The sequence below is a fragment of the Acinetobacter sp. ABJ_C1_1 genome, assembly GCF_044684115.1.
Classification (GTDB): Bacteria; Pseudomonadota; Gammaproteobacteria; order Pseudomonadales; family Moraxellaceae; genus Acinetobacter; species Acinetobacter nosocomialis_A.
Window position 1 is genome coordinate 22927 of sequence record NZ_JBITPU010000019.1, and the last position, 26966, is coordinate 49892.

A 26966-nucleotide genomic window follows, 5' to 3' on the forward strand; every position below is an offset into this window, starting at 1 on the left:
TTAGTGCTGCCATTCCACCTGAAATTCTTGTTGAGCCATACGGTTTAGATGATCAAGGACAACTTTTTCCAAGTGGTCATGGTCATCTAACTGGCTATCAATAGCAACATTTAATTGCTCTGTTTCTGGTGCAAGCGTAATGGTTGCTGTAGGCATTAAGATTTTAAAATCTTGCTCATTTTCTTGTACTTCAAACTTATGTTTCCAATGATTAACTAGACGTTTTGCAATGCGTTTTCCATCATTTGTTAATAGATGAGTCGTACTTTTCATTATCAATCCTCACATTGGTTTAATGTACCTTAACAAATTCGTTTGGCACTTGGCATTCTATAGTAGCAACGTTACGTTGCAAGTTTGAAATGTTGTCATTTAAGCAAGGAAGGGCGGGCCAAGTAGGTTCTTTTTTGTTATAATTTCTAGCCTCTCCTTAAACTTCTAGCCAGGTCATCCACCTATGTCCAAGCCTTATTTGATTGCTCCTTCTATTTTATCTGCCGATTTTGCTCGTTTAGGCGAAGATGTAGACAAAGTGTTAGCTGCAGGTGCAGATGTAGTGCATTTTGACGTGATGGATAATCACTATGTTCCAAACTTAACTTTTGGTGCTGGTGTATGTAAGGCTCTAAAAAACTATGGTGTTAAAGCTCCAATTGATGTGCATTTAATGGTGTCTCCAGTTGATCGTATTATTGGTGATTTCCTAGAAGCAGGCGCTGATATTATTACTTTCCACCCAGAAGCATCTCACCACATCGATCGTTCATTACAACTTATTAAGTCTGGTGGTGCTAAAGCAGGTTTAGTCTTTAACCCAGCAACGCCATTACACCATTTAGATTACGTGCTTGATAAAGTTGACCAAATTTTAATAATGAGTGTAAACCCTGGCTTTGGTGGACAAAAGTTCATTCCAATGACTTTAGAGAAATTACGTGCAGCGCGCAAAATTATCGATGCAAGTGGCCGTGATATCCGTTTAGAAGTTGACGGTGGTGTTGGCCCAGCAAATATTCGTGAAATTGCAGAAGCGGGTGCAGATATGTTTGTTGCTGGTTCAGCTATTTTTGGTCAACCAGATTATAAAGTTGTAATTGATCAAATGCGTGCAGAGCTTGCTAAAGTAGGGACGAAAGAGGTTTAACAGCTTTTTTGTGCTTGGATAAGGTGAGATATGCTTTTCGCCACTCACAGCATAGCTGTTCGTCTTGCACTCGGGCAGCGATACTTAATCGCTGCTACCCCTCGTTCATGTGGATAACTTTGTTTATAACTGTATGGATAACTGTGTTGATAACCGTATGGATAAGGTGTTGGTAAAATAAACAAAATGAGATCAAACGTTTACTCTCTAAACAAAATATATGAAAAAAGAACGCTTTGGCGTTCTTTTTTTATGCGTATTGAATATTTTATTGTCTGGTTTTTTATTAAGCTTTGCTAAAAAATAACCTGTGCAAAAAACGAGATGAGGCTGTATAAAACTTTTAAAAACTTATAGAGAGAAAACTGTAAAAGTGTCATGAAAAGTAAAGCTAAATTTGTTTTAATAAGATTTTAGTAAGAGACCTAGATCATTAATGACAGTAAAAATTTTAGCGGTAGATATGGATGGGACTTTTCTTAATTCTAAGAAGCAGTACAACAAAGCACGTTTTTTAAAACAGTATGAACAATTAAAACAAAATAACATTCATTTTGTGGTGGCTAGTGGCAACCAACTTGCAAAGCTTGTGACCTATTTTCCAGAAATTAATCATGAAATTGCTTTTATTGCGGAAAATGGCGCACATGTTGTAGATGCTGGACAAGAACTCGCTTTTGCCCATTTAAGCAAAGAACAATTTAGTAATATTCTAAAAGCGATTGACCCTGCGTATACCTCGACTATGGTGATCTGTGGGAAACAGAGTGCTTATGTGCATAGCAGCATGAGCGCAGAGGACTACGCTAAAGTCGCTCGATATTTTGAGAAGCTGACAGTTATCGATGACTTTTATTCGTTAGATGACTTGGTGTGTAAAATTACTTTTACTGCTCAGGAAAGCGAAAGTTTTGAAATTTTTGAGCATTTTCAGAAGCAAAGTTTTGTAGCAGATAAAGTTTTAGTGCCTGTTTCTAGTGGTTTTGGTTTTATCGATTTAATTCTTCCTGATCAGCATAAAGCGCATGGTTTGAAGCTATTACTACAAAAATGGCAGATTGAGCCTAATCAGGTGGTGGCGATAGGTGATAACAATAATGATATTCAGATGATTAAAGCAGTCGGTTATGGTTTTGCTGTTGAAAATGCTGTTCAAGCTTTAAAAGCAGTGGCACCTTATGCAACTGTAAGTAATGAACAAGAAGGTGCACTAGATGTGATTGATTTAGTCCTTCAGCATCAACCTCCGTTTGCTTAATGACCGTAAAAACAATCAATTAAGATGTAAAATTGTATCTGATTTAAAACTTGGTTATGCTAATACACCATAGATAAATGGATTGCTCAAGGCAATAAATGATGACACTGCAACACTTACGCAAGTATGCTTGGTTTGTGTTCCTAATGACTTTGGTCGTTGGGTGGAGTGGTGTGTCTGTTGCTCAGATGCCTATGCAGCATGATCTTCATACGATGCCATGTCATAGTAAGCAAATGACACATCATGCTATGCAGGGTCAAGCTGATGATCAGGCGATGTGCCATCAATCTATGGTGAAAGTTTCTCAACATGGTGAACACTGCCAAGACTGTAACCCAGTCCATTGTCAGATGCTGAATCTGGCTTTGCAGCAAGCTGTACCAGACGTTGAAACATCATTTATTCCTATTTCATCTCAATTTAGTAGTGTTTATCAGGCTCAGCATTTAGCCGGATACTGGCAAGAAATTTTACGTCCTCCAAAAGCTTAATCCTTTCTTACTTATTTTTTAGTTCAAAGGATTACAGCAATGTCTCATAAAACAATTAGCAGCCTCGTCGCTGTATTTGGTCTATTGGTTTCACCATGGACCCTCGCGGCAATTAAGGAATATCACCTTAATATTAATGAACAACAGGTCAATATTACTGGTCAGCCGCTCAAACGAATTACCGTAAATGGAAAATTTACAGCCCCACTTCTTGAGTTTGAGGAAGGGGATGAGGCTGTTATTCATGTTCATAACCAATTAAAGAATCAAGATACGTCTTTGCATTGGCATGGGTTGTTACTGCCAGGGTTAATGGATGGTGTACCGGGTTTTAATAATTTCAAAGGAATCGCGCCAAACGGAGATTTTGTTTACCGCTTTAAGGTGAAGCAAAATGGTACTTATTGGTATCACGCGCATAGTAAAGGCCAAGAGCAAGATGGTTTATATGGGCCACTCGTAATTTACCCCAAAGGGAAAATACCAGTTGCGGCGCATGAAAAAACTGATCGTGATTATGTAGTGATGCTTTCAGATTTTCATAACTCTTCTAGCGATAGTATTTTAAAGAATTTAAAGAAATCTGCTGAGTATTATCAAAACCGCCGTGAAACCGTATCTGATGTGTGGAAGCAAGTTAAAGCACAAGGCTTAAAGGCAACTTGGCAAGATCGTTCCATGTGGAATCAGATGCGGATGTTAAAAACCGATATGTCTGATGTGACGGGTTATACCTTCTTAGTTAATGGCAAGACACCAGAGCAAAACTGGACAGGTAATTTTAAAGCTGGAGATAAGGTTCGATTACGATTTATTAATGCATCGGCAATGTCATTTTTTGATGTCAGAATTCCAAATTTGAAAATGACTGTTGTGAGTGCAGACGGACAGCCAGTTAAGCCTGTAGCAATTGATGAGTTTCGTATTGGTACAGCGGAAACCTACGATGTCATTGTAGAACCTAAACAAGCAAATTATCAGATTGAAGCAGAGTCTATTGACCGTAGTGGTTTCGCTATCGGCACTTTGCACAATGAAAATACACAGGCTGTGGGGCCAGTCCAAATGCCAACACCACGCCCACGTGCTTTGTTAACCATGGACGATATGGGCATGAGTCATGGTGATGGAAGTGATGATCATGCTGGTCATCAAATGAATATGCAACATGACATGTCATCAATGCCTGAAATGAAAAAAGAGGCGGTTCAAGATAGTGCTAACCATCATCATGCAATGATGAACATGGATCATGACATGAAAAATATGTCATCTGAAGAACATGATCACTCTATGATGCAAATGAAGCACGACATGTCGGCCATGCCTGAAATGAAAAAAGAAGAGAGCCAGACTAATCATGATCACACAATGATGAGCATGAGCAATGACATGAAAAATATGTCATCTGAAAAACATGATCATTCCATGATGCAAATGAAGCACGATATGTCGGTCATGCCTGAAATGAAGCATGATATGCAGGCAATGTCAGCTAGCGAGCATGACCACGCTATGATGAATATGAAGCATGAGATGCCTGCGCAATCTGAGAATAAGACTAAAAATACTGAGCCCGTTTATGGCTGGGCAAATGCTTCAACACCAGCAGGTATGAAAGCATTGCAATATAGTGATTTGCAATCTTTGACGCCTCAACCAGACACACGTGCGCCAGCACGAGAGCTTGTTATTCGTTTAGGCGGCAACATGGAGCGTTATATCTGGACCATTAATGGTAAGAAATTTAACGAAGCTGAACCATTACAAGTTAAATATGGCGAACGTATTCGCTTGAAGTTTGTGAATGACAGCATGATGGCCCATCCAATGCATTTACATGGCATGTTCATGCAATTGGAAAATGGCCAACAAGCTGAAAACTTACCAAATAAACATACCGTTATTGTTCCACCAGGAAAGACAGTTACTGCGTTATTAACAGCCGATGCTTTAGGAGAATGGGCGATTCATTGCCATCTGCTTTATCACATGAGTGCTGGAATGATGAATAAGTTGATTGTTGCACAAGTAAACGATAGCCAACAACCAGCTCAATCAAAGCCAACTGTTCAATCTGAAAATGAGAAAGGAGCTAGTCATGCACATCACTAAGCTATTTTCTCAAATGATCTGTTGCGGTATTTTTTCTGGTGTATCGGTCCTTGCTTTGGCACAAGAATCCTTAACGCATGATCATTTACGTGAACATGGTGGACAGGTTTATCAAGCAACAAAAATTGATACTGGCTGGACTCAAAATGAAGAAGGGGAAGGACGTTTTTCGTCTGAATTAGAAAGCTGGGTAGGGACTGATGAAAACAAATTATTCATCAAAGCCCACGTTGAAAAAGCCGAGTCAGAAGATGCTAATTATGGTGGTTCAGTACTTTATAGCCGAAATGTAGCTGACTATTGGGATGTACAGGCTGGTGTAAACTACGAGCGTTTACAACGGGAAGATGAAAAGCAAGATCGCTGGGCTGGTGTAGTGGGCTTACACGGCATGGCACCTTACTTTTTTGAAACCAATGCATATCTTTACGCAGGTGAAGATCAACTATGGAAGTTAAGTTTGGAAACGGAAAGGGACTTACTCTTTACCCAAAAGTTGATTGGTAAACCCTATTTAAAAGCAGATGTAGTTTTGCAAGATGAATCTCGCTATGCCAGTAAAACGGGATTATCGAGTTTGCAGGCAGGTTTTCAAACCCGTTATGAAATCAATAAAAAGGTCATGCCATTTGTTGATGTTGGTTACGGCTATGAAAAAGGTTTAAAGCAAACGGCTTGGCAAACTGGAACGGACTCTGAACATGGTTGGTATTATGGTGCAGGGTTAACACTTAAATTCTAATTACCGAACAAAAAGTAAGCTTAATGACATGCCATTGGTTTATACTGATGGCATTGTTTTTTGTGTCAGTTATGGTGCAAAGATGGCTTTAGAAAAACAAGAGAATCAAATAAATGTAAATAAAAGCTGTTCAAGCTGTGGGTGCTCAAGCGTAGTAACTCAGGACTATTCTATGCCGAGTGAACCTATGGCGAATAAAATCCAATGGGTGAGTTATTACCATATTCCTCACATGGATTGTGCAGCAGAAGAGCAAATGGTGCGAATGGCTTTAACACCTTATGCTGAACATATTCAGGAACTTGATTTTGATTTGCCTGCTCGGCATTTAGCGGTGTATCACAGTACGGACGCTGAAAAAATTACCCGAAGCCTGCAACGCCTAGGTTTAGGGGCAGAGTTGCAACAAACCCAGCCACACTATGAACCTGTTGAAAAACCTAAAAAGGTACGTGCTAGCTCTTCAAACCATGCAGCACAAAAACAGGTTTTACAGTGGTTGTTACTCATTAATGCTGTGATGTTTTTTATCGAATTTATGGCGGGCATTATTGCGTCATCAACAGGGTTAATTGCTGACTCGCTCGATATGTTTGCCGATGCGGCAATTTATGGCATTGCTTTATTTGTGGTGGGTAAAAACCTCAATGCTCAATTAAAGGCTGCACATATTTCCGGATGGTTTCAGTTTGGCTTAGCCATGATTGTGTTAGTTGATGTACTACGTCGTTTTATATACGGCAGTGAACCTGTTTCAATTCTCATGATTTTAATTGGTGGTTTAGCGCTTGCGGCCAATGTTAGTTGTCTTTATTTAATGAGAGATCATAAGGAGAGTGGGGCACATATGAAGGCGAGTTATATATTCTCTGCAAATGATGTCATCGTAAATTTAGGTGTCATAATTGCGGGAATATTAGTTGCAATGACAGGCTCTCGTTATCCTGATTTAATTATTGGATTAATTATTGTTTTGTTTGTTTTAAATGGTGCACGGAAAATTTTACAACTCAAAAATGAATAAGATTTATAGATTAAAGGTAGATTTGAGTTCGGGTTTGCCTTCATTTTTTATTTTAAAGTAAACTGAGTCTTCACATACAGGAGGAACGACCTCCCCCATAATGGGTAATCATGTCGGGACGACCTGACACTATAAAAATTAGTGAATGTTATGGCTTGGGCTATTTTAATTTTAGCAGGTGTATTTGAAATCATTTGGGCATATTCTATGAAAATGTCTGAGGGTTTTACACGTTTAACCCCTAGTGTTATTACTGTAGTTTTTATGATTTTGAGTGTGGTTCTGCTTTCAATATCAATGAAAACTTTACCCCTTGGTACTGCTTATACGGTTTGGACAGGCATTGGTGCAATTGGATCATTCTTAGTGGGTATATTTTTTCTTAATGAACCTATTGGTGCGATGAGAATGATTGCCGCTGTACTGATTGTATCAGGACTGGTTCTAATGAAAATTTCGTCTCCATCTTAAAAGGATAAAGTATGTTGCTGTCTTATAAGTATATCAATTCGCCTGTTGGGCAATTAAAGCTAGTTGCGAATGAAAATGCTTTGGTGGCAGTACTTTGGGACAATGAAAATCCAAAACGTGTTCGACTGGCAGAGCTGGTCGAACAAACTGAGCATCCAGTTTTATTAAAAACTGAACAACAATTAAAAGAATATTTTGAAGGCAAGCGCCGTGAATTTACATTGCCATTAGATTTTGAAGGTACAGCATTTCAAAAACAGGTATGGGCGGCATTAATCAGCATTCCTTATGGTGAAACAAGAAGTTATAAAGAGATTGCTGTTCAAATTGGCAATGAAAAAGCCGTGCGTGCAGTAGGTGCTGCCAATGGTAAAAACCCGATTTCAATTATTGCACCTTGTCACCGAGTCATTGGGGCAGGGGGTGCCTTGGTCGGTTTTGCTGGTGGTCTTGATAAGAAAGATATTTTATTAAAATTAGAGCAAAAATAAGCTATTTTTAGCGCTCGATTTTTTCAGGCTTTTCTAATAAGCTGTCAACACTGATATTTCATGTAAAGCGGCTTTTCTTGCATCGCTATTTTCTGAAATATTAATCTTTTCATAACAAACTCTGGATGTTCTAAAAATGGCTGTCGGCGACGTAACAATGCCACAAATGCATGTGGTAAAAGGTGTAAAAATTGGCTCAACAGAAGCATATGTACGTTACCAAAACCGACGAGATTTAGTCATTTTTGAGTTTGCAGAAGGTTCAAATGTTGCGGGTGTATTTACCCAAAATGCGTTCTGTGCAGCACCTGTTCATGTATCTAAAGCTCATCTTGCTCAAGGTAATCCTCGTTATTTAGTGATTAATACAGGTAATGCCAATGCGGGTACTGGGCCTACAGGCTTAAAAAATGCCCAAGACACTTGCGCGAAGTTAGCTGAGCTTGCTGGTGTGAACAGTTTTGAAGTACTTCCGTTTTCTACGGGTGTGATTGGTGAGCAGCTTCCAATGGAGCGTTTACTTGCTGGACTTCAGCCTGCATTAAATAGCGTACAAGATGCTGCTTGGAATGATGCTGCAACTGGTATTATGACGACAGATACAGTGCCTAAAGGTGCATCTGAAAAATTTGAACTTGATGGCATTACTTATACCATGACAGGTATTAGTAAAGGCGCTGGAATGATCCGTCCTAACATGGCAACCATGCTGAGCTTTGTGGCTACAGATGCGCCTATTAGCCGCGATTTGGTACAAAAGCTATTAAAGACCACGGTTGAGCATTCATTTAACCGTATTACCATTGATGGTGATACTTCAACAAATGACTCTTGTATTTTTGTGGCAACTGGTCAGGCTGGTGGTGCTGAAATTACATCAGACAGCGATGCACGCTACGCGAAAGTATTAGAAGTGCTTGCTCGTGTCATGAACCGTTTAGCGCAGTTAATTATTCGTGATGGCGAAGGTGCAACGAAGTTTATTACTGTTGCTGTAGAGGGCGGCGGTAACATTCAAGAGTGTTGTGACATTGCGTATAGCATTGCGCATTCTCCACTCGTTAAAACTGCACTCTTTGCATCTGACCCGAACTGGGGACGTATTTTAGCGGCAATTGGCTATGCTGGAGTGAAAGACCTAGACGTATCTAAAATTCAGGTATGGTTAGACGACGTACAAATCTGCAAAGATGGTGGTGCGGCAGAGGACTATACCGAAGAAGCTGGTGCGCGCGTTATGGCACAAACCGAAATTACCATTCGCGTTGATTTAGGTCGTGGTCAAGCCAAGGACACAGTCTACACCTGTGACTTATCTTACGACTACGTCAAGATTAATGCAGATTACCGTTCGTAAATATTCAGTTATAATCAAGCCTCGACAAAGAGGCTTTTTTATTAGCCCCAACTTTTGATATTAAATGATTCAATCCGTAAATCATTTAAGCAGTAACGTTATATGCGAGCAGGTATGCCAGCATGAAGGATAGAGAAGACGTTTTATGAGTGATGCGACTTTAATTGCCAACGATGCAAAAAACATTGTACAAGCGCATTTAGACCGTTTAGGTGAGCCAAAAGACAACCGCCTAAGTGAAGAAGCAAAACAACAAAAGTTTGCACAGATCGAAGCAGAGCTCAAAAAACGTGATGCTGTCCTTGTTGCTCACTACTATTGCGATCCGGATGTACAAGAACTTGCTGAAAAAACAGGTGGATGCGTTTCTGACTCTTTAGAAATGGCCCGTTTTGGACGAGACCATGCAGCCTCTACACTGGTTGTGGCTGGTGTAAAGTTTATGGGAGAAACAGCTAAAATTCTGTCTCCTGAAAAAACAATTTTAATGCCAACACTTGAAGCAACCTGCTCACTCGACTTGGGTTGTCCAGTTGATGAGTTCACGGCATTTTGTGATCAGCACCCTGACCATACCGTAGTGGTTTATGCCAATACATCTGCTGCTGTTAAAGCACGTGCAGATTGGGTAGTGACTTCAAGCTGTGCTGTTGAAATTGTTGAGCATCTAGATAGCTTGGGCGAAAAAATTATTTGGGCACCAGATCAGCACTTAGGTCGCTATATTCAAAAGAAAACTGGTGCTGACATGTTGCTTTGGGATGGTGCATGTATTGTGCATGAAGAATTCCGTGCACGTGGCATTGCCAACATGAAAGCACTGTATCCAGATGCGGCTGTATTGGTACATCCAGAGTCACCAGAGTCGGTTGTAGAAATTGCCGATGCGGTAGGTAGTACTTCTCAACTCATTAAAGCTGCGCAGACTTTGCCAAATGAACGACTCATTGTGGCAACTGACCGCGGTATTTTCTACAAAATGCAGCAAGCGGTACCAAATAAGATTTTAGTTGAAGCGCCAACAGCGGGTGAGGGGGCAACTTGTCGTTCATGTGCTCATTGTCCGTGGATGGCAATGAATGAACTCGACGGAATTTTAGAAGTTTTACAAAAAGGTGATCAGGAAATACACGTTGATCCAGCGCTAGCTGAACGTGCCAAAATGCCTTTAGATCGAATGTTAGCCTTTAGTGCATCGTTAAAACGTTAAAAAACCTCAAAATGCTTGTTAAATATACATTTGATAAGGATTTTTAACTTTTTTTGAGAATAGGTGTTGACGTCTGAGGGCGTCGCGCCTAGAATGCACACCGTACCGCACGATGTGCGATACAGCAAAAGCTGAGATAGATCGGAGCATAGCACAGCCTGGTAGTGCACCTGGTTTGGGACCAGGGGGTCGTAGGTTCGAATCCTACTGCTCCGACCACTTAAAATAATATTTTAAGATCGGCGAAGTATCGCATGATAAGCATCATCGGTTAAGCGCCTGTAGCTCAGTTGGATAGAGCATCCGCCTTCTAAGCGGATGGTCACAGGTTCGAATCCTGTCAGGCGCGCCATTTGGTAGCTTGGTACGTAGAACTTATTTGATGGTGGATGTAGCTCAGTTGGTAGAGCCCTGGATTGTGATTCCAGTTGTCGCGGGTTCGAATCCCGTCATTCACCCCAATTTCGGAGCATAGCACAGCCTGGTAGTGCACCTGGTTTGGGACCAGGGGGTCGTAGGTTCGAATCCTACTGCTCCGACCATATTTAAAAGCGTTCAAGCTTTATAAAATATCCCAAATATTGAAAAGAATTTCTTCTAATCTTATCGATAGAAGGAATTTTTTTGTTTTTATATATTTAAATTTTAATTCATACACACTCCAATATTTGAACTTATTTATATAAGCTCTGTTCTCTGTTCTCTGTTCTCTGTTCTCTGTTCTCTGTTCTCTGTTCTCTGTTCTCTGTTCTCTGTTCTCTGTTCTCTGTTCTCTGTTCTCTGTTCTCTGTTCTCTGTTCTCTGTTCTCTGTTCTCTGTTATTGATATTTCTGTCTTAACTCATCTTTTTCTTGATCTGATAAAAATGCGATTTTTAGGCCATTTTCTTGAGCTGTATAAATTTGCTCAGGGCTTAAACCAGCTAATGGGGCAGCAGTTAAATATTCATGTTGTATCTCAATACCTTCTACCGCTGGGTCATCCGTATTAATCGTGGCAAGCACACCATGTTCTAAAAAAGTCTTTAATGGGTGTTCTACTAAAGAAGGCACTGTGTTGGTTTGAATGTTCGAAGTCAGGCAAGATTCAATACCAATCTGGTGTTTTGCTAAATAATCTAAAAGTTTTAAATCTTGAACTGCTTTAACACCATGCCCAATTCGTTCAGCACCTAATTCTTCAATAGCTTGCCAAATACTTTCTGGACCAGCAGCTTCGCCTGCATGCACAGTAATGTGCCAACCTGCATCGCGTGCTTTTTTAAAGTGATCAATAAATAAATTGCCCGGAAAACCAAGTTCGTCACCTGCGAGATCTAATGCTTTAATATTATTTTTATGGGCAAGCAGGGCATTTAATTCTTTTTCGCAGGCTTCTTGGCCAAAAGTACGGCTCATAATGCCAATTAAATTTGCTTTTACGCTGTACGCCTGACTGCCTTCTTTTACACCCGCAATAACTGCTTCAACAACGCCTTCAAGAGGGAGTTGATGTGTCATGCCCATATAACCTGGTGAAAAACGTAGTTCTACATAGTCCAGACCTTGTTGTGCTGCATCTTGCATGTTTTCAAAAGCAATACGTTTGCAGGCATCTAGGCTCGCTAATACTTTTACGCCCCAATCGAGTTTGGATAAAAAACTTAATAAGTCTGGTTGGTTATCCATCACTTGTACGTGTGGGCGTAACGTTTCAATGTCGTAAGCAGGCAAATCTAAATTGTATTGTTGCCCCAACTCTAAAATGGTTTGAATGCGGATGTTGCCATCAAGGTGGCGGTGTATATCTGTAAGCGGGAGCGTTTTTGTAATCATAGACTTCTTCTTATCTGTTGCTATTAATTCATCATGCCTGTTTAGATACGCTGATAAAAGTTTGGATTTGCTATGTTTTTGTGAAAAGCGTTGAATTGAGTTTTTTGAACTTACTATATTTGTATTAGTTTTAATTTTGATGACATTGTTCTGGCCTAAGAAGATAACGCAGTCTGTGTAAGATACGAGCACCAAGATTTTTATTGTTTTTAATTTCGCTGAGCCTGTTTTTTTGTTGACTCTTCAACAATAGATTGGCTGAAGAATGGTCATTGGTATTTTGCCTTTTACTTGTAAAGATGAATAAAGGCTTGCTAAAGACCAAACTGATAAAGCGATTAATTTATCTGTAGAAATCTATTTCTGGCAAGTAAATGAAAAAGAAGAAATAGGAAGCGCTCAAATGAAGTCGGTACTTTGTTATCAAGCAACATTGCAAGTCGTGGACCAACCGAACTTAACGCCTGCAAAAGGGCAGGTTTTATTGGAAGTGGTGCGATGTGGAATCTGCGGTTCAGATTTACATATGCAGCACCACTGCGACCACATGCATGATTTGGCTGCACGTGTCGGGTTTAATGGTTTAGCGAAGTCCACAGACCCGTTTGTACTAGGACATGAATTTTGTGGCAAGGTTTTAGACTACGGCCCAAAAACACGTCATAAATTTAAAGCAGATACACTTGTTTGTGCAATGCCGCTTTTAAATGTAGATCAGCATGGTTACTTGTCTACAGGACTTTCCCCAAATGCTTCGGGTGGTTATGCCGAGCAAGTACTAGCTCAATCAAGTTTGATGTTTGAAGTACCGAATGGTCTAGATGCAGATAGTGCTGCCATGACTGAACCTATGGCGGTTGCATTGCATGCTGTTCGCCGTAGCCGTGTGAAAACTGGTGAACCTGCAATTGTGATTGGCTGTGGTCCTGTCGGGCTAGGTGTCATATTAATGCTTAAAGCAGCTGGGGTTAAAACTGTAGTTGCCAGCGACTTTTCACCAAACCGCCGTAAGCTTGCCGAGCAATGTGGTGCGGATATTGTGGTAGACCCTAAAGAGACATCGCCATTTGCCAACTGGAAAGAGTTTGGTCTGCTTGGCAATGTTTCTGATGCAATTAACATGGGCATGGGACTGTTTGATAAGTTACAAGCAACTCGCTTACCGTGGTGGCATGGATGGCGCATGATTGACAAATTAGGCGCTCTACCAAAACGTCCTGTTATTTTTGAGTGTGTAGGCGTACCGGGTGTTTTGCAGCAAATTATTGAAGGTGCACCTTTGTTTTCCCGAATTGTTGGGGTGGGTGTCTGCATGCAAAGTGACAAAATCGAACCAGCACTTGCGATTAATAAAGAGTTAGAAATTCAGTTTGTGTTGGGCTATACACCGCTTGAGTTTAGAGATGCGCTACACATGATTGCAGAAGGGAAAGTGAACTGTTCACCACTGATTACGGGTGTTGTTGGCCTAGAAGGTGTAACTAATGCATTTGAAGCGTTACGTGATCCTGAACAGCATGCCAAAATCTTGATTGACCCTAAACGTAGCGGTTCAGATATTCAATTAATGAGTCATTAATTTCAAAGTCATTTACGCTTAACTAAAAAGGTTGTGATTTGATTAATCACAACCTTTTATGAGTATTGAGCGTAAATGAAAGCTGCTGAGCTAATTCGTATTAGTCTTTAGTTGTTCTAGTTCTTGGTAAATCCACTCAACAAATTTTTGAATAGTCGGTGAGATGTCTTGGCTCGAATGGATGAGGTAGTACTTTCGGCTGCCTTTTAATTTTTTATTGGAAACAATCACCAGTTCCTTTTTTTGTAGTTCAGATTCAATCAACATTTGCGGAATTAGGGCCATTCCCATGTCATGACTGGCAGCAACCGCAAGCATTGAAAATAACTCATGGCGTTGTCCATCAAAAGGCTTCTGGTGTTGCATCTGATGGGCTAGAAACCATTCTTGCCAAATGCTAGGCCGAGTGGTTTGTTGAAGTAGGGGGATTTTCAGTAAATCTTCAGAGCTTAAATCATAGGTATTTTCATTGATCATGACTGCATCTGGAAAATACTTTTCGATGAGTCTCGGCGAGCACACGGGTACAATTTCTTCATCCATTAAATAATGTGCTTGTATGCCGGGCCAGTGATCAATTTGCTGCTGCGTACCTGCAAAAATAGCAGCGTCAAAAATATTGTCATTAAATAAAAAAGGCTTGGTACTAGTCTCTAAGTGAACCGTAATTTCAGGGTGTTTTTGATTTAAAAGATGAAGTTTGGGTAACAGCCAGCGCGTTGCAAAGGTAGGAACCACACCTAACTTTAATGTTCCACCTAAACCTTTATGAGAAATCACATCGGCCGTACATTTCTCTAGCCCTAACAAGTAGGGTTTAATGCTTTTAAAATATTGTTGTCCTGCAATGGTCAGTTCAACGCCATGCCGAGTACGTATAAAGAGTTCAACGCCTAGGAAATCTTCTAATTGTTGAATTTGGCGAGAAACTGCACTTTGAGTAATACATAACTCTTGCGCAGCATAGGTATAACTTAGATGTTTTGCTGCACTTTCAAAGCAAATCAGGCCCTGAATAGACGGGATGCTTCTTCGCATAAATAAAATCCTTTTATTTGTCGTCATATTTCAAAATGGCATATGACCTAAATGCAGATATCAGAGTTTAGTATAAAAATAAGCTATTTCTAATGAAATACAACGAATTAAATATCAAAATTTAAACCTTCTTATTTTAAATATGCGTAAGTCGCATATCTGCATGAACATTTATCGTTTGATTACTGCATTTTTCACGCATAACATCGATTTAAATAAAGAAGATCAAATCAAGCAGAGGATGCGATGAATCACATGGTGACAACAAAAAAAGCAAAAGTTCAATTTAACTGGCAAGACCCATTTTTAATTGAGCAACAGCTTACCGAAGATGAGCGCATGATTCGTGATGCTGCTCATGCCTATTGCCAAGAACGCCTGCAACCCCGTGTACTTGAACAATTTCGTCATGAAACAACAGATCCATCTATTTTTCGTGAAATGGGAGAGCTCGGCTTACTGGGGCCAACCATTCCTGAGCAATATGGCGGCGCAGGTTTGAACTATGTGAGTTATGGTTTGGTTGCGCGTGAAATTGAATATGTCGATTCGGGTTACCGCTCTATGGCGAGTGTGCAAAGCTCATTGGTGATGGTTCCGATTCATGAATTTGGTACCGAAGAGCAAAAGCAAAAGTATTTACCTAAACTAGCTACGGGTGAATATATTGGTTGTTTTGGTTTGACCGAACCTGATCATGGTTCAGATCCGGGCAGTATGATTACCCGTGCTAAAAAAGTTGACAGGGGTTATCGTTTAAGTGGCGCAAAAATGTGGATTACCAACAGCCCAATTGCTGATGTATTTGTCGTCTGGGCAAAAGAGGTTTCTGCTGAGGGTAATGTGGGTGATATTCGAGGCTTCATTTTAGAAAAGGGCTGGGAAGGTCTATCTGCACCTGCAATTCATGGCAAGGTGGGTTTACGTGCCTCGATTACAGGTGAAATCGTGATGGATAACGTTTTTGTACCTGAAGAGAATGCATTCCCTGAAATTCGAGGTTTGAAAGGCCCATTTACCTGTTTAAATAGCGCTCGTTATGGCATTGCATGGGGCGCAATGGGGGCTGCTGAGTTCTGCTGGCATACTGCACATCAATACACTATGGACCGCAAACAATTTGGTCGTCCGTTGGCTGCAAATCAGTTGATTCAAAAGAAACTCGCAGATATGCAAACTGAAATTGCTTTGGGTTTGCAAGTGGCTTTACGTTTTGGTCGTATGAAAGATGAAGGCATTGCGTCAGTTGAAGGTACATCTCTCATTAAGCGTAACAACTGTGGAAAGGCGCTTGATATTGCCCGTATGGCACGTGACATGATGGGTGGAAATGGCATTAGTGACGAGTTTGGTGTGGCACGTCATTTGGTCAATCTTGAAGTTGTGAATACCTACGAGGGTACACATGACGTTCATGCCTTGATTTTAGGTCGCGCACAAACAGGCATTGCCGCATTTAGTAACTAACTCATCCATTTTTAAAGATAGAGGTGTTCTTTCGAGAGCACCTTTAGGGATTTTTTACGCAAAAATTTATGGATAATGACAAGATTCATCGTAAGGATACTCATGTGAAGATGTGCCTCTGTGTACTTAAAACCAAATGTAAGATGCTGAAAATATAGAAGATTAAGTTATACAGAAAACATAAGTAGGCTATCGATGACTCATTTGGGAAAATGAGGAACTAAAGATGAACAATGACGTTCAAGTAATATCGAAAGAGTTAAGAACTACATTTCCAAGTAACCTTGGAACATACGAAAGAATTGGACCAAATACATGGAAATGGGCGTTGTTATTTGCCTATTTTGCGATGGTGGTCGATGGCGTTGATATTATGCTGCTGTCTTATAGCTTGACCAGTTTAAAGGCAGAGTTTGGTTTAAGTACCTTTCAAGCGGGGGCATTAGGCAGTGCTTCTTTGGCTGGTATGGGTATTGGCGGTATTTTGGGTGGTTGGGCATGTGACAAGTTTGGCCGTGTAAGAACCATTGCTAACTCGGTTACTTTCTTTTCGGTGGCGACTTGCTTATTGGGCTTTACGCAAAGCTTCGAGCAATTTATGGCCTTACGTTTTATTGGTGCTTTGGGTATTGGAGCACTTTATATGGCTTGTAATACCTTAATGGCTGAATATGTACCTACCACTTACCGTACAACGGTCTTGGGCACATTACAGACGGGACAAACCGTAGGTTATATTGCTGCGACGCTATTAGCTGGCGCGATTATTCCAGATCATGGTTGGCGTGTTTTATTTTTCCTGACTGTAGTACCTGCTTTTGTTAATATTTTCCTACAACGATTTGTGCCAGAGCCAAAATCTTGGCAGCTCACCAAAATTGAAAGCTTACAAGGCAAGAGTCAACCAAAAGAAATGGTCGTGGCTGAAAAGCCGAAAAGTGGCAGTATTTATAAGCAAATCTTTAATAACTTTAAGCACCGTAAGATGTTTCTGTTGTGGATGACCACAGCATTCTTCTTACAGTTTGGTTATTACGGCATTAACAACTGGATGCCAAGTTATTTAGAAACAGAAGTGCATATGAACTTTAAAAACTTAACCAGTTATATGGTGGGTTCATATACCGCAATGATTTTAGGCAAAATTTTAGCGGGTTATCTTGCTGACAAATTTAACCGCCGTGCTGTATTTGTGTTTGGCACAATTGCCAGCGCCGTGTTTTTACCAATCATTATTTTCTTCAATACCCCTGACAACATTTTGTATTTATTAATCACTTTTGGCTTCTTATATGGCATTCCATACGGTGTGAACGCGACTTATATGGCTGAAAGTTTTTCAACCGATGTACGCGGAACAGCCATTGGCGGTGCTTATAACATTGGTCGTGTCGGGGCAGCGATTGCACCAGCCACCATTGGTTTCTTGGCATCGGGTGGAACTTTTACCATGGCCTTTATTGTGATGGGCGCTGCGTATTTTGTTGCGGGTGTATTGCCGGGCTTATTTATTAAAGATCGTCAGTACGATCCGCAAAAACAATCATAAACAATGATAAGAAGGTGCGTTGAGTGCCTTCTAAAAGATAAGGGTATCGTTATGGGTGCATTACAAGGAATTCGGGTTTTAGATTTAAGTCGTGTGCTTGCAGGGCCTTGGTGCGGACAGATCTTGGCAGACCTTGGCGCGGAAGTCATTAAAATTGAACGTCCTCGAGTCGGTGATGACACCCGCATGTGGGGGCCACCATGGATGCCCGATCAAGATGGAAACATGACCCGTGAATCTGGTTATTTTCAGTGTACTAATCGCAATAAATATTCGGTTGCAGTAGACATAACCACACCCGAAGGTCAGGCTTTAATTTATGAAATTGCCAAGACTGCCGACGTGGTAATTGAAAATTATAAGACAGGGTCTTTGGCTAAATATGGTTTGGACTATGCTTCCTTAAGTGGGCTGAACCCGAACATTGTGTATTGCTCGATTACTGGATTTGGGCAAGATGGGCCACGTGCAGAAGAACCTGGTTATGATTTTATTATTCAGGGTATGTCAGGTCTGATGAGCATTACTGGCGAGCCTGATGATGTTGCCGGCGGTGGTGCACAAAAGGTTGGCGTGGCTGTTGTAGATATTCAAACTGGTTTGTATTCAACCATTGCCATTCAAGCCGCATTGATTGCACGCTCGCAAACGGGACGTGGTCAATATATTGATATGTCACTCCTTGATGTACAGGTCGCGGCACTGGCAAATCAGGGAATGAACTATTTAGCTTCAGGTAAGGCCCCACAGCGCATGGGTAATCAACACCCAAGCATTGTGCCTTATCAAACTTTTAAGGCTAAAGATAAAGAGTTTATTATTGCTTGCGGTAACGACAAACAGTTTAAAGATTTGTGTGTTGCGATTGGTTATCCAGAGTTACTCGAAAATGAAAAATTTGTCCGTAATCAGGACCGCGTAAAATATCGAGATGAACTGATTCCTTTACTGTCCGAGCACTTTTTAGAGAAAACTGCCAAAGAATGGGTCGACATGATTCATGCGCTTAAAGTTCCCGTAGGTGTTATCAACTCTATTGAAGATGCTTTGGCTGAACCACAAATCGTACATCGTAATTTGGTGGTGAATATTCCTCATCGTTTAAATGAAAACTTCCAAACGATTGGCTCACCCATCAAGTTGTCTGATACTCCAGTTGAATATCATCATGCACCGCCAGAGCTCGGTGAACATACCGCTCAAATCTTATCGAGATTTAAAACAGCAGAAGAACTTGCTGCATTAAAAGAGAAAGGCATTATTGATGGGAAAATTGCTTAAGCTATTGTCGCTTTTAATGTGATTCAATTTAAATAAAACTGTGATTTGCAATAAATCACAGTTTTTTTATTAAAAAATAAGACTCTTAATATTTAAAAATAAGCGGCAGCTCTGGTCTGAAATCATGAATCATTCCTTGAGGCTCATGATCAAAACTGATTTCCATTAAATGCTCCGATCCATCAGTCACTTCAAAATTATCAACTGTATTGAACAGTAACGAAGTAGGGTGCTGCTCTAGGTTTGGAATAGAAACTTTAATCGCGGTGATTTCTGATAAATCTTTGCTATGCACAAGTGGCTGTTGTTTTTCTTTTGCGGCAAGGTCTGGTCGTGAAGCAAATGAAAGGAAGAACCACATCGGTTCAGATACCACAGAATCTTTGGCAACATTTACTTCTAAGCTGGCTGGTAAATAGCTTGGCTTGTACACCCAATTAGGAAATTTTGCACCATTATCATCTTTATTTTTAGGGCGAAAACAAATACCAAAAGGGGACGCGATATTATTTTGAGTACTTAGTCGTTCAAAAAGCAGAGTCGGTTTTGTGAGATCACTTGAGGCTTCTTCGGGGTTATTTAAAAAGATTAATTCGATAAAGCTATTTTTAAAGAAAAAGCGTCTGTTTTCGGTACCTTGACCCGGGTGCTTGTTGGATGAACCTTCTGTTAGACCGAATTTTTTTAAAGTTTCAGCTTCTGGAGCGCCTGATTGTACACAAATAAAAATATGGTCCACTTCCATTTTAAGTTCTCATACTAATGTTGATGAATATTAAATAATTGATTAATAGAATTTTTCATGTTTATCGCAAGTGTTTCATCGAAACCATCGACTAAAAAGCGGCTAATTAATCCTTCAATCACCGTATAGATCAGCTCAGATAAAGCTTCACCATTCGGTATATTGCAGTTTTCCGCAATCAACACTTTAATCCATTGTTTATGGGCTTTAGAAATAGAAATAATGTCTTGATCATCTTGGTTGGATTCAGCGACTGCTCTTACAAATAAACAGCCTTTAAAAAAATCTTGTCTAAACCAATTGGTGTGCCAATCCAGAATTTTATTGATGGCCTCTAACCCTGTTGCATCTCCAACATAACCCAAAAGGCTTTGCTTAAACCTTTCATCACGTGCAACGAGCACAGACTTAACCAGTTGATTTTTATTTTTATAGTACGTGTACATCGTAGTTTTAGAGCAGCCAGATTCATCGCGAATCAGGTCAACGCCAACCCCGACAAAACTATTTTCATTAAATAGTTTCTCGGCTGTATCTAATATTTTTAAGGCAGATTTTGACATGTGTCTTTTCCAAAAAATAAAATAGTACAGATCTGTACTATTTGAAATTTTATCTATATGCTTTTTAAAAAGCAATGTCTGTTTAAGGAATAAAACCATGTTCTCGATCTTTTATGGCAAAGAAAAACTGGCTCCATCGCCCACTAAAGTTGATGTTTTAAGAAGCCTTATTGGGGGGACGGCCAGTATTTTTATACTTTTGTGGTTGAGTAAGCTCACACACAATATCTTTATCATGGCGCCGTTTGGTGCGACCTGTGTATTGCTCTATACTGTGTCGCAATCACCTTTGGCGCAGCCGAGAAATATTATATTTGGACATCTTATTTCGGCTTTTGTGGGTTTGTTTTTTCTAAAATTTGTCGGTGTTTCTATTTTTACAATTGCTTTTTCAGTGGGCTGCGCAATTGCGCTCATGCAGATTTTTAAGTGTGTCCATCCACCTGCTGGGGCCAATCCTTTAGTTATTTTGCTTACCGCAAACACCATACATTACGAGTGGAGTTTCTTAATTTTCCCTGTTTTGGTCGGTGCAGTATCTTTAGTTTTGGTAGCGATGCTAATCAATAATATTAAAGCGAGTATCAAGTGGCCGATGTATGGCTTGGGAATTTTAAATAGTAAAAAGTAGGCAAGCTATGAAGTCTTTTGAGCTTAAAATAATAAAAGTATTCACTACCTGCATAGTGAATACTTTTGAGAGAACTTATGACTTCTTCGAAATACGTTCTTCGATGGCAAATTTGAGTAAAGAAGCACTGCGGTAAAAACCATGTGCGAATTTTCCAAATGGCATGGTAATGAAGAAGGTCATAACCGTGGCTAAATGGAAAATTAGTAAAAGTGCCATGTATGAAGAATTACGAAATGCCATGAGGGCTAAGCCTGAAGCACTGACTAAAATTAAAAGGAAAATAAAGCCTCGATCTACAGGTTTTTGCTCACGGTCACCATGTAATGGGTGGCGTTTAAGATTTAAATAGAGCAAGCCAGATGGTCCAATCACTAAGCCAAACCCACCCAACGTACCCAAAATAACAGGCAAGCTGAAGATAGGGTAAGGCGCATGCAGATTAAGAAAATAGTGATATAAAGTCGCTACGCCTGTGGCTGCAAAGCAAAGCATAAAACCATAAAAAGTAAGGTGATGGAACACGCGGCGGATTTGTGTGTAACGGTCATCTTGTTCATTACAGCCTTTGCCATGTCCACCATCTAAATATTTAAGTGTTAATACATTTTGGGTAGCTTGAACTAGATCTGGTTTTTCAACTTTGCCGTGAATAACTTTAGACGTCTGTCGCCAAAATTTACTAATTCCAATACCGAGCAAAACAATCGCAACTGTAAAGGTCGCTCCAAACAGTAGCGCTAAAAAGTTATGCGGGAAAATCGCATAGAAATTACCTTGATAGCCTGCAAATAGGTCGGTGCCTTTGTACCACACCACAGCTAACATGCATAAGAAGAAAATAACTGATAACGCCGAAACAAATGGAATCCCGACAGACTTATAAAGTCGGCCTAAAGGCTGAGGTGTCGCAAACTCTTGGTAAGTTTCCAAACGTACTTGCGCCATTGCTTTTGGAATGTTTACACCAAACTCATGCGGCGGGGCATATTGGCAAGCGTGTAAACATGCACCACAGTTATGGCACAGGTTTGCGAGGTAATGAATATCGGCTTGATTAAACTCAAGGCGCTTGGTCATGGCCGCAAATACAGCACAAAAAGACTCACAGTAACGACAAGCATTACAAATCTGTAGCGCTCTTTGAACTTCCTGCTCATGGTCAGAGAGCTGAACAACTGGAATTAGGGCTTTAGTACTAGCATTCATGTTCAACTCCTTGTGAAAGTGCATAGTGGGCTGCATTTTTTCCGGCAATGCGTCCAAAGGTTGTGCCAATCGACATACCAACGCCTGCGGTATAACCCTGACCAAGTACGTTACCTGCCATCATTTCACCTGCGACAAACAGGTTGCGGCTTGGCTTATTGTTAAAACGTACCGCAGCATCGTCTTCGACTTTTAAGCCTAAATACGTAAAGGTAATGCCGGGTTTAAGCGCATAGGCATAGAACGGTGGACGATCGAGAGGAACGGCCCAATGGGTCTTGTTGGGAACAATATTTTGGGTGGTGCAGTCATCTAAAACGGTATGGTTAAAGGTGCCTTGTACGCAGGCTTGGTTAAATTCTTCTACGGTATGGCATAAGGTTTTTGCATCTAGCCCGATTTTTTCGGCCAGTTCTTGAATGCTATTTGCTTTCACACCCGCAAATACAGGGGGCATAAAGCGGCCAATGGCTTTTGAGTCGATAATCGAATAGGCGATTTGCTGAGGTTGTTTAGCTACAAGACGGCCCCAAATCGCATAACGTTTTGGCCAGAAGTCTTCGCCTTCATCATAAAAACGTTCGGCTTTGTTATTGACCACAATCCCTAGTGAAACGCAGTCAATACGAGTGCAGATGCCGCCGTCGTATAACGGTGCTCTTGCATCTACAGCGACGCAATGCGATTGTGATGGGTCACCAATAATATCGGCGCCTTGATCTATCATAAATTTGAGTAAGTTGCCTTGATTAAAGCGGGTTCCGCGAATAATGAAATTATCGGCAGGCCATTCACCGTTTTCATTTTGTCCCCATGCTTCTCTTAACCATTCTAGATTTGACTCAAAACCACCTGCGGCCAATACACAGCTTTTTGCTTTAAATACACGGCCATCTTCAGCAATTGCAGCTTCAAAATGTCCTTGATTTAACTTTAGATCTTTAATTTTTGTGTTGTATAAAATCTCAATGCCAAGCTCTTGGGCGCTACGGTAATACGCATTAATGAGGGCTTTACCGCCACCCATGAAAAAGGCATTGGTACGTGCAACATGCAAAGCCCCCGATAGTGGCGGCTGAAAATTCACACCATGTTTACGCATCCAGTCACGACAGGTTGCCGTGCTACGAATGACCAGACGAGCTAAATGTTCATTGGTTTTGCCCGCAGTCACTTTAAGTAGGTCTTGCCAATATTCTTCTTCGGGGTAGGCATCGACCAATACATCTTGAGGAGCATCATGCATGCAGCGAAGGTTACGAGTGTGTTGTGAGTTACCACCACGCCATTCTTTAGGTGCTGCTTCTATGACAAGCACAGACGCGCCACTTTCTTTTGCCGTGAGCGCGGCACACAGTGCGGCATTCCCACCACCAATTACAATCACATCATGCATGGATTTCTCCCTTTCTCAGCTAGGGCTAATGTAGCTTTAAAAGGGGAGGTGAAGTGAGAGGCTAAGCTTGAATGGGTGTTTAGTAAAAATAAACACTAAGCGCTTAAGTGTTTATGAGTTTCGCACCAGGCCAATGCTTTTCATTAATTAGGTTGGTCACACAAGCACGAATCACTACTTTGGTGGCTAGAGTAGCAGGCGAGAGTTCCTCTTCAGACAGACTAATTAAATAGTTAATGCGTTCAATAGCAGGTTCTACAACGCGCAGTAAACATAGGTCTTGCCGTGAGTTTAACGATGCACCCGCAGGTTGAATGGTTGCCATTTCGAGCTGGCTAATGCTTTCCATTAACAAATGCAACCCATCAATTTCATAGGCCACTTTAAGCTGATGAATTTTCTGTTCAAGCAACAAGCGCAGTCCATGTCGTTGACTCGGTAAAATCAGCGGAAGTTCTTTAAGCTGTGAATGAGTAATGGTTTGAGTGTCGATACAGCTTTCAAGATGGTACTGACTCAGCACTTCTTTAGGCGAGATTAAAAACATCTGTTCTTTGACTAAAGGCTGTATGGCCCACTGTGGGTCGACATCATCACTAAAAATGATGGCGACATCGAGCTGCCTTGCATTAACTAATGCCTTGAGGTCACCCGATAACCCTTCAATTAAACGGACTTTAATGTCGGGATAACGGTTTCTCATGAGTTTTAAAAAGTGCGTGCCTATAACCGACGCGACACTTGGTGAAAAACCGACAGTGACGTGACCACTTAAACGTGAAGAGTGTGCAGAATCTACAGCATGGTCTAGGTGTCTAAGCGCCAGTTGCACTTGTTGAAAAAAAGCTAAACCCGCAGGGGTGGGAACCGTACCCAAAGCGGTACGTTGTAAAAGGCGAATAGAAAGCTCACTTTCTAATTTTGAGATTTGCTGACTTAATGCAGAAGTTCCAATATCGAGATTTTTTGCAGCTTTACCCAAGCTTCCAGACTCGATTACCGCAATAAAATACTTTAATTGTTTGAGTTCCACGGCAAATACTACATTGTCCTTTGTCCATTATTCTACACTGGTTTATTGCTATACATTTTGTTCTATTACGCTACGTAAACCGCCTAAAGAGTAAAGGCAACACCCTCTCAAAATGCTGCCTTTTAGAGCTTTTATTGTTTAACCTGCTCAAGACCCTGTTCTTCAATAATTTGTGTCGCTTGAGGCGATTTCACAAATTTGATGAGTTCTTTTGCGACTTTTTCATGTTGCGAGTTTTTACCAATGCCCGCTGCAAATACAGTGACTTTTTGGTAAGGCGCAGGAATTGGACCGACTAAATCAACTTGACCATATTGGCCGGTAAACGGTTTGATTTCACTAATTTGCTGGAAACCAATATCAAACTGACCTTCAGCAATACGTTTTGCAACGCGGTCACCGACCACTTTTTCTGCTTTACCAGAAATCACTTTGTACTCGACAGGTGGGAAGCTTGGGAAAACATCTTTTTCAAGATGCGTGCCGCTTGCACTTGCTGAATAACCAATGTGCTTGGCATTTAATAAAACTTTTTCAAATTTTGCCGCAGAGCTAATGTCTGGTTTTGGTGCGCCTTTAGGTACAGCCATGCCAATGCTTGAATTGACTAAAGCACTTTGTGAATTTGGGTCAACATAACCTTTTTCTGCAAGCTTGTTCAGTTCAGGAGCAGCCAACACCACCACATCAAAATGTTCCCCACGATCGAGTCGGTTTGGAATTGCCGTTGGCGATGCACCCATTGATGAACCAGATGAAAGGTGAACCGTGTGACCAGTTTGCTTTTCAAATATTGGAATGAGTTTTTCCATAGATGAATAGAAACCGCCTGAGCTAATCACTTCGAGGGTATCTGCGTTAGCAAGGGTTGAGCCTAAGCCTGCACCAGCTAGGCAAATGGTCATGAAGATAGGGGACTTTTTCATAGTATCTCGCTTTAATGACAGGAGAGCACAGTACGGCTGCAACATGCGCCGTACTGTTCATTAAAATTTCAGGTTAAGGAGTTGTTTTAAGCGCTAACCTTCGCAGGTTCAGCAATCGCGTCAGATTTGTTCTGCTTAGAACCGCGACATAGATATAAACTTGAGATGAGACTACATACCGCAGCGAGCATCAGCCAGTACGCTGGTGTGCTTGCATTGCCTGTGTTTTCGACAAGGTAAGTACATGCCATTGGCGTCATACCACCAAAAATAGCGGCTGCAAGACTAAACGCTAAAGAGAAACCAACGGTACGAACACGTTTCGGCATTACTTCGGCAAGTGTTGCCACCATAGTCCCGTTGTACATACCAAAGAAGAACGAGAAGTAAGCAAGCGTGATCAGTAAGTTTGTAAAACTAATGTCGCTCACCAACCAGCTTAAAACTGGATAACTGGTAAAGATCGCAAGAGTTGTAATACCCACTAAGACTGGACGGCGACCAATTTTGTCGGAAAGCAAGCCACCCATTGGTAACCAGAAGAAATTCGATAAACCCACAAACACGGTTGCTAACAGGCTATCTGTGACCGACATTTCTAAAGTACGTTTTGCATATACTGTGGTGTAAACCGTAATGAAATAGAACGTGGTTGTGGTCATGGCACTCATCATCATACCTGCAAGTACGATGCGCCAGTTGCTCGCAAGCGTGCTGAAAATTTCTTTGGTTGAAGGGTGAGTTTTTTGCGCTTTAAATGCTTCAGTTTCCTCTAAAGTACGGCGGAATAAGAAGATTAAAGGAATGATTAAACAACCAATTAAGAACGGAATACGCCAGCCCCATTCACTCACTTGCGCATGAGTTAAGACGGTGTTGAGCCAATAACCAAATAACGCAGCAAACACCACCGCAATTTGTTGGCTACCAGACTGCCAGCTTGTGATAAAACCACGGTTTTTATCGGTTGCAATTTCTGCGAGGTAAATCGACACACCGCCAGATTCAACACCTGCCGAGAAGCCCTGTAATAGGCGTCCAATGACCACCAAAATTGGGGCCATAATACCAATGGTGTCATAACCCGGTACAAAGGTAATTAAGATCGTACCAATAGCCATGAGGCTTAAAGTCACAATCAAACCCTTACGACGACCAATTCTATCGACATAAGCACCCAAGAAAATAGCGCCGAGAGGACGCATAAGAAAGCCCGCAGCAAATACGGTAAATGTCATCATTAACGAGACATATTCATTTTCAGAGTGGAAAAATTTTGCTGCGATATAAGTGGCATAGAAACCAAAAAGAAAAAAATCGTACTGTTCTAAAAAGTTGCCACTCGTTACATTTAATATTTTTTTAAAAGTAGCCCTACGGTTATTAACGACATCCATTGGAGACCTCCTTGGCCTGACAAAATGGAAAC

The 26966-nt window shown here is 40.9% G+C and carries 25 protein-coding genes and 4 tRNA genes; 19 read left to right on the plus strand and 10 right to left on the minus strand.

The genetic code is table 11. The annotated features are described in order from the left end of the window. The gene (locus tag ACG59Z_RS16890) at positions 1 to 273 is read right to left on the minus strand and encodes a DUF2218 domain-containing protein (RefSeq protein WP_031947423.1); all 273 of its coding nucleotides are present in this window, start codon (positions 271 to 273) and stop codon (positions 1 to 3) included. A 184-nt stretch (positions 274 to 457) separates the two neighbouring features. On the opposite strand from ACG59Z_RS16890, the gene rpe reads away from it, so the two are divergent. From rpe to ACG59Z_RS16960, 14 genes are all read left to right on the plus strand, one after another. Next, positions 458 to 1144 carry a ribulose-phosphate 3-epimerase gene (gene rpe / locus ACG59Z_RS16895; protein ID WP_019456697.1) on the plus strand — a complete coding sequence of 229 codons (687 nt, stop codon included), beginning with the start codon at positions 458 to 460 and terminating at the stop codon, positions 1142 to 1144. A 436-nt stretch (positions 1145 to 1580) separates the two neighbouring features. Further along, positions 1581 to 2402 (plus strand): Cof-type HAD-IIB family hydrolase, encoded by an 822-nt coding sequence (locus ACG59Z_RS16900; protein WP_400200494.1) that lies wholly within the window; start codon positions 1581 to 1583, stop codon positions 2400 to 2402. Positions 2403 to 2503: 101 nt separating this feature from the next. Further along, positions 2504 to 2896, plus strand: a complete 393-nt coding sequence (locus ACG59Z_RS16905; RefSeq protein WP_400200545.1) for a hypothetical protein — start codon at positions 2504 to 2506, stop codon at positions 2894 to 2896. Between the two features lie 39 nt (positions 2897 to 2935). Further along, positions 2936 to 5011 carry a multicopper oxidase domain-containing protein gene (locus ACG59Z_RS16910; RefSeq protein WP_400200495.1) on the plus strand — a complete coding sequence of 692 codons (2076 nt, stop codon included), beginning with the start codon at positions 2936 to 2938 and terminating at the stop codon, positions 5009 to 5011. Further along, positions 4998 to 5753, plus strand: a complete 756-nt coding sequence (locus tag ACG59Z_RS16915; RefSeq protein ID WP_400200497.1) for a copper resistance protein B — start codon at positions 4998 to 5000, stop codon at positions 5751 to 5753. Before ACG59Z_RS16910 ends, ACG59Z_RS16915 begins: the two co-directional genes overlap by 14 nt. 28 nt (positions 5754 to 5781) lie before the next feature. After that, the gene (locus ACG59Z_RS16920) at positions 5782 to 6777 is read left to right on the plus strand and encodes a cation transporter (protein ID WP_400200499.1); all 996 of its coding nucleotides are present in this window, start codon (positions 5782 to 5784) and stop codon (positions 6775 to 6777) included. A gap of 150 nt (positions 6778 to 6927) precedes the next feature. Next, positions 6928 to 7248 (plus strand): multidrug efflux SMR transporter, encoded by a 321-nt coding sequence (locus tag ACG59Z_RS16925; protein ID WP_002050323.1) that lies wholly within the window; start codon positions 6928 to 6930, stop codon positions 7246 to 7248. An 11-nt stretch (positions 7249 to 7259) separates the two neighbouring features. Then, a complete protein-coding gene (locus ACG59Z_RS16930; RefSeq protein ID WP_400200502.1) occupies positions 7260 to 7739 on the plus strand; it encodes a methylated-DNA--[protein]-cysteine S-methyltransferase in 480 nt (159 codons plus the stop codon). Between the two features lie 136 nt (positions 7740 to 7875). Continuing rightward, positions 7876 to 9096, plus strand: a complete 1221-nt coding sequence (argJ, locus tag ACG59Z_RS16935) for a bifunctional glutamate N-acetyltransferase/amino-acid acetyltransferase ArgJ (RefSeq protein ID WP_400200504.1) — start codon at positions 7876 to 7878, stop codon at positions 9094 to 9096. A 145-nt stretch (positions 9097 to 9241) separates the two neighbouring features. Next, entirely contained in the window at positions 9242 to 10306 is a 1065-nt protein-coding gene (gene nadA, locus ACG59Z_RS16940) for a quinolinate synthase NadA (RefSeq protein WP_024433993.1), read from the plus strand. A 142-nt stretch (positions 10307 to 10448) separates the two neighbouring features. Beyond that, positions 10449 to 10525: transfer RNA gene (locus ACG59Z_RS16945), tRNA-Pro, on the plus strand. 56 nt (positions 10526 to 10581) lie between these two features. Beyond that, positions 10582 to 10658, plus strand: a tRNA-Arg gene (locus ACG59Z_RS16950). Positions 10659 to 10691: 33 nt separating this feature from the next. Then, a tRNA-His gene (locus ACG59Z_RS16955) sits at positions 10692 to 10767 on the plus strand. Between the two features lie 4 nt (positions 10768 to 10771). Beyond that, a tRNA-Pro gene (locus ACG59Z_RS16960) sits at positions 10772 to 10848 on the plus strand. A gap of 276 nt (positions 10849 to 11124) precedes the next feature. Here the strand turns inward: ACG59Z_RS16960 and add are convergent. Next, positions 11125 to 12120: an adenosine deaminase gene (gene add, locus ACG59Z_RS16965; RefSeq protein ID WP_400200506.1), complete on the minus strand. Its 996-nt coding sequence runs from the start codon at positions 12118 to 12120 to the stop codon at positions 11125 to 11127. A 403-nt stretch (positions 12121 to 12523) separates the two neighbouring features. Between add and ACG59Z_RS16970 the strand changes: the two genes are divergently transcribed. Further along, positions 12524 to 13699 (plus strand): zinc-binding dehydrogenase, encoded by a 1176-nt coding sequence (locus tag ACG59Z_RS16970; RefSeq protein ID WP_400200508.1) that lies wholly within the window; start codon positions 12524 to 12526, stop codon positions 13697 to 13699. Positions 13700 to 13789: 90 nt separating this feature from the next. On the opposite strand, the gene ACG59Z_RS16975 is transcribed toward ACG59Z_RS16970, so the two are convergent. Beyond that, positions 13790 to 14737 carry a LysR substrate-binding domain-containing protein gene (locus ACG59Z_RS16975; RefSeq protein WP_400200510.1) on the minus strand — a complete coding sequence of 316 codons (948 nt, stop codon included), beginning with the start codon at positions 14735 to 14737 and terminating at the stop codon, positions 13790 to 13792. A gap of 246 nt (positions 14738 to 14983) precedes the next feature. Here ACG59Z_RS16975 and ACG59Z_RS16980 point away from each other — a divergent pair, with 246 nt between their 5' ends. The 3 genes from ACG59Z_RS16980 to ACG59Z_RS16990 all read left to right on the plus strand — a co-directional run bounded on the left by ACG59Z_RS16980 (position 14984) and on the right by ACG59Z_RS16990 (position 19034). Beyond that, positions 14984 to 16204, plus strand: coding sequence for an acyl-CoA dehydrogenase (locus ACG59Z_RS16980; RefSeq protein WP_400200511.1), 1221 nt, complete (start codon positions 14984 to 14986; stop codon positions 16202 to 16204). 226 nt (positions 16205 to 16430) lie between these two features. Then, complete coding sequence (locus ACG59Z_RS16985; RefSeq protein WP_400200513.1) at positions 16431 to 17753, plus strand: MFS transporter; 1323 nt, start codon at positions 16431 to 16433, stop codon at positions 17751 to 17753. 51 nt (positions 17754 to 17804) lie between these two features. Continuing rightward, positions 17805 to 19034 (plus strand): CaiB/BaiF CoA transferase family protein, encoded by a 1230-nt coding sequence (locus ACG59Z_RS16990; protein WP_400200515.1) that lies wholly within the window; start codon positions 17805 to 17807, stop codon positions 19032 to 19034. An 85-nt stretch (positions 19035 to 19119) separates the two neighbouring features. Here the strand turns inward: ACG59Z_RS16990 and ACG59Z_RS16995 are convergent, their stop codons facing one another. Together ACG59Z_RS16995 and ACG59Z_RS17000 are read right to left on the minus strand one after the other, a co-directional pair. Further along, positions 19120 to 19779 (minus strand): VOC family protein, encoded by a 660-nt coding sequence (locus tag ACG59Z_RS16995; protein ID WP_400200517.1) that lies wholly within the window; start codon positions 19777 to 19779, stop codon positions 19120 to 19122. Positions 19780 to 19793: 14 nt separating this feature from the next. After that, positions 19794 to 20342, minus strand: a complete 549-nt coding sequence (locus ACG59Z_RS17000) for a TetR/AcrR family transcriptional regulator (RefSeq protein ID WP_014208449.1) — start codon at positions 20340 to 20342, stop codon at positions 19794 to 19796. A gap of 97 nt (positions 20343 to 20439) precedes the next feature. On the opposite strand from ACG59Z_RS17000, the gene ACG59Z_RS17005 reads away from it, so the two are divergent. After that, on the plus strand, positions 20440 to 20973 hold the full coding sequence (locus tag ACG59Z_RS17005) for an HPP family protein (RefSeq protein WP_400200520.1): 534 nt from the start codon (positions 20440 to 20442) through the stop codon (positions 20971 to 20973). A gap of 75 nt (positions 20974 to 21048) precedes the next feature. On the opposite strand, the gene tcuB is transcribed toward ACG59Z_RS17005, so the two are convergent. The 5 genes from tcuB to ACG59Z_RS17030 all read right to left on the minus strand — a co-directional run bounded on the left by tcuB (position 21049) and on the right by ACG59Z_RS17030 (position 26934). Then, positions 21049 to 22182: a tricarballylate utilization 4Fe-4S protein TcuB gene (gene tcuB / locus ACG59Z_RS17010; protein WP_400200522.1), complete on the minus strand. Its 1134-nt coding sequence runs from the start codon at positions 22180 to 22182 to the stop codon at positions 21049 to 21051. Beyond that, positions 22172 to 23578 (minus strand): FAD-dependent tricarballylate dehydrogenase TcuA, encoded by a 1407-nt coding sequence (gene tcuA, locus ACG59Z_RS17015; protein WP_039254690.1) that lies wholly within the window; start codon positions 23576 to 23578, stop codon positions 22172 to 22174. The genes tcuB and tcuA overlap by 11 nt, the downstream gene beginning before the upstream one ends. A 103-nt stretch (positions 23579 to 23681) precedes the next feature. Continuing rightward, complete coding sequence (locus ACG59Z_RS17020) at positions 23682 to 24611, minus strand: LysR family transcriptional regulator (RefSeq protein ID WP_400200526.1); 930 nt, start codon at positions 24609 to 24611, stop codon at positions 23682 to 23684. Between the two features lie 131 nt (positions 24612 to 24742). Continuing rightward, complete coding sequence (locus tag ACG59Z_RS17025) at positions 24743 to 25537, minus strand: substrate-binding domain-containing protein (protein WP_400200527.1); 795 nt, start codon at positions 25535 to 25537, stop codon at positions 24743 to 24745. Positions 25538 to 25623: 86 nt separating this feature from the next. Next, a complete protein-coding gene (locus ACG59Z_RS17030) occupies positions 25624 to 26934 on the minus strand; it encodes an MFS transporter (protein WP_400200528.1) in 1311 nt (436 codons plus the stop codon). Positions 26935 to 26966 lie beyond the last annotated feature (32 nt).

Excerpts from the sequence above, each read along its gene's own strand:
- ACG59Z_RS16890 (WP_031947423.1), bottom strand. The coding sequence starts at position 273 with ATGAAAAGTACGACTCATCTATTAACAAATGATGGAAAACGCATTGCA.
- rpe (WP_019456697.1), top strand. The coding sequence starts at position 458 with ATGTCCAAGCCTTATTTGATTGCTCCTTCTATTTTATCTGCCGATTTT.
- ACG59Z_RS16900 (WP_400200494.1), top strand. The coding sequence starts at position 1,581 with ATGACAGTAAAAATTTTAGCGGTAGATATGGATGGGACTTTTCTTAAT.
- ACG59Z_RS16905 (WP_400200545.1), top strand. The coding sequence starts at position 2,504 with ATGACACTGCAACACTTACGCAAGTATGCTTGGTTTGTGTTCCTAATG.
- ACG59Z_RS16910 (WP_400200495.1), top strand. The coding sequence starts at position 2,936 with ATGTCTCATAAAACAATTAGCAGCCTCGTCGCTGTATTTGGTCTATTG.
- ACG59Z_RS16915 (WP_400200497.1), top strand. The coding sequence starts at position 4,998 with ATGCACATCACTAAGCTATTTTCTCAAATGATCTGTTGCGGTATTTTT.
- ACG59Z_RS16920 (WP_400200499.1), top strand. The coding sequence starts at position 5,782 with ATGCCATTGGTTTATACTGATGGCATTGTTTTTTGTGTCAGTTATGGT.
- ACG59Z_RS16925 (WP_002050323.1), top strand. The coding sequence starts at position 6,928 with ATGGCTTGGGCTATTTTAATTTTAGCAGGTGTATTTGAAATCATTTGG.
- ACG59Z_RS16930 (WP_400200502.1), top strand. The coding sequence starts at position 7,260 with ATGTTGCTGTCTTATAAGTATATCAATTCGCCTGTTGGGCAATTAAAG.
- argJ (WP_400200504.1), top strand. The coding sequence starts at position 7,876 with ATGGCTGTCGGCGACGTAACAATGCCACAAATGCATGTGGTAAAAGGT.
- nadA (WP_024433993.1), top strand. The coding sequence starts at position 9,242 with ATGAGTGATGCGACTTTAATTGCCAACGATGCAAAAAACATTGTACAA.
- add (WP_400200506.1), bottom strand. The coding sequence starts at position 12,120 with ATGATTACAAAAACGCTCCCGCTTACAGATATACACCGCCACCTTGAT.
- ACG59Z_RS16970 (WP_400200508.1), top strand. The coding sequence starts at position 12,524 with ATGAAGTCGGTACTTTGTTATCAAGCAACATTGCAAGTCGTGGACCAA.
- ACG59Z_RS16975 (WP_400200510.1), bottom strand. The coding sequence starts at position 14,737 with ATGCGAAGAAGCATCCCGTCTATTCAGGGCCTGATTTGCTTTGAAAGT.
- ACG59Z_RS16980 (WP_400200511.1), top strand. The coding sequence starts at position 14,984 with ATGAATCACATGGTGACAACAAAAAAAGCAAAAGTTCAATTTAACTGG.
- ACG59Z_RS16985 (WP_400200513.1), top strand. The coding sequence starts at position 16,431 with ATGAACAATGACGTTCAAGTAATATCGAAAGAGTTAAGAACTACATTT.
- ACG59Z_RS16990 (WP_400200515.1), top strand. The coding sequence starts at position 17,805 with ATGGGTGCATTACAAGGAATTCGGGTTTTAGATTTAAGTCGTGTGCTT.
- ACG59Z_RS16995 (WP_400200517.1), bottom strand. The coding sequence starts at position 19,779 with ATGGAAGTGGACCATATTTTTATTTGTGTACAATCAGGCGCTCCAGAA.
- ACG59Z_RS17000 (WP_014208449.1), bottom strand. The coding sequence starts at position 20,342 with ATGTCAAAATCTGCCTTAAAAATATTAGATACAGCCGAGAAACTATTT.
- ACG59Z_RS17005 (WP_400200520.1), top strand. The coding sequence starts at position 20,440 with ATGTTCTCGATCTTTTATGGCAAAGAAAAACTGGCTCCATCGCCCACT.
- tcuB (WP_400200522.1), bottom strand. The coding sequence starts at position 22,182 with ATGAATGCTAGTACTAAAGCCCTAATTCCAGTTGTTCAGCTCTCTGAC.
- tcuA (WP_039254690.1), bottom strand. The coding sequence starts at position 23,578 with ATGCATGATGTGATTGTAATTGGTGGTGGGAATGCCGCACTGTGTGCC.
- ACG59Z_RS17025 (WP_400200527.1), bottom strand. The coding sequence starts at position 25,537 with ATGAAAAAGTCCCCTATCTTCATGACCATTTGCCTAGCTGGTGCAGGC.
- ACG59Z_RS17030 (WP_400200528.1), bottom strand. The coding sequence starts at position 26,934 with ATGGATGTCGTTAATAACCGTAGGGCTACTTTTAAAAAAATATTAAAT.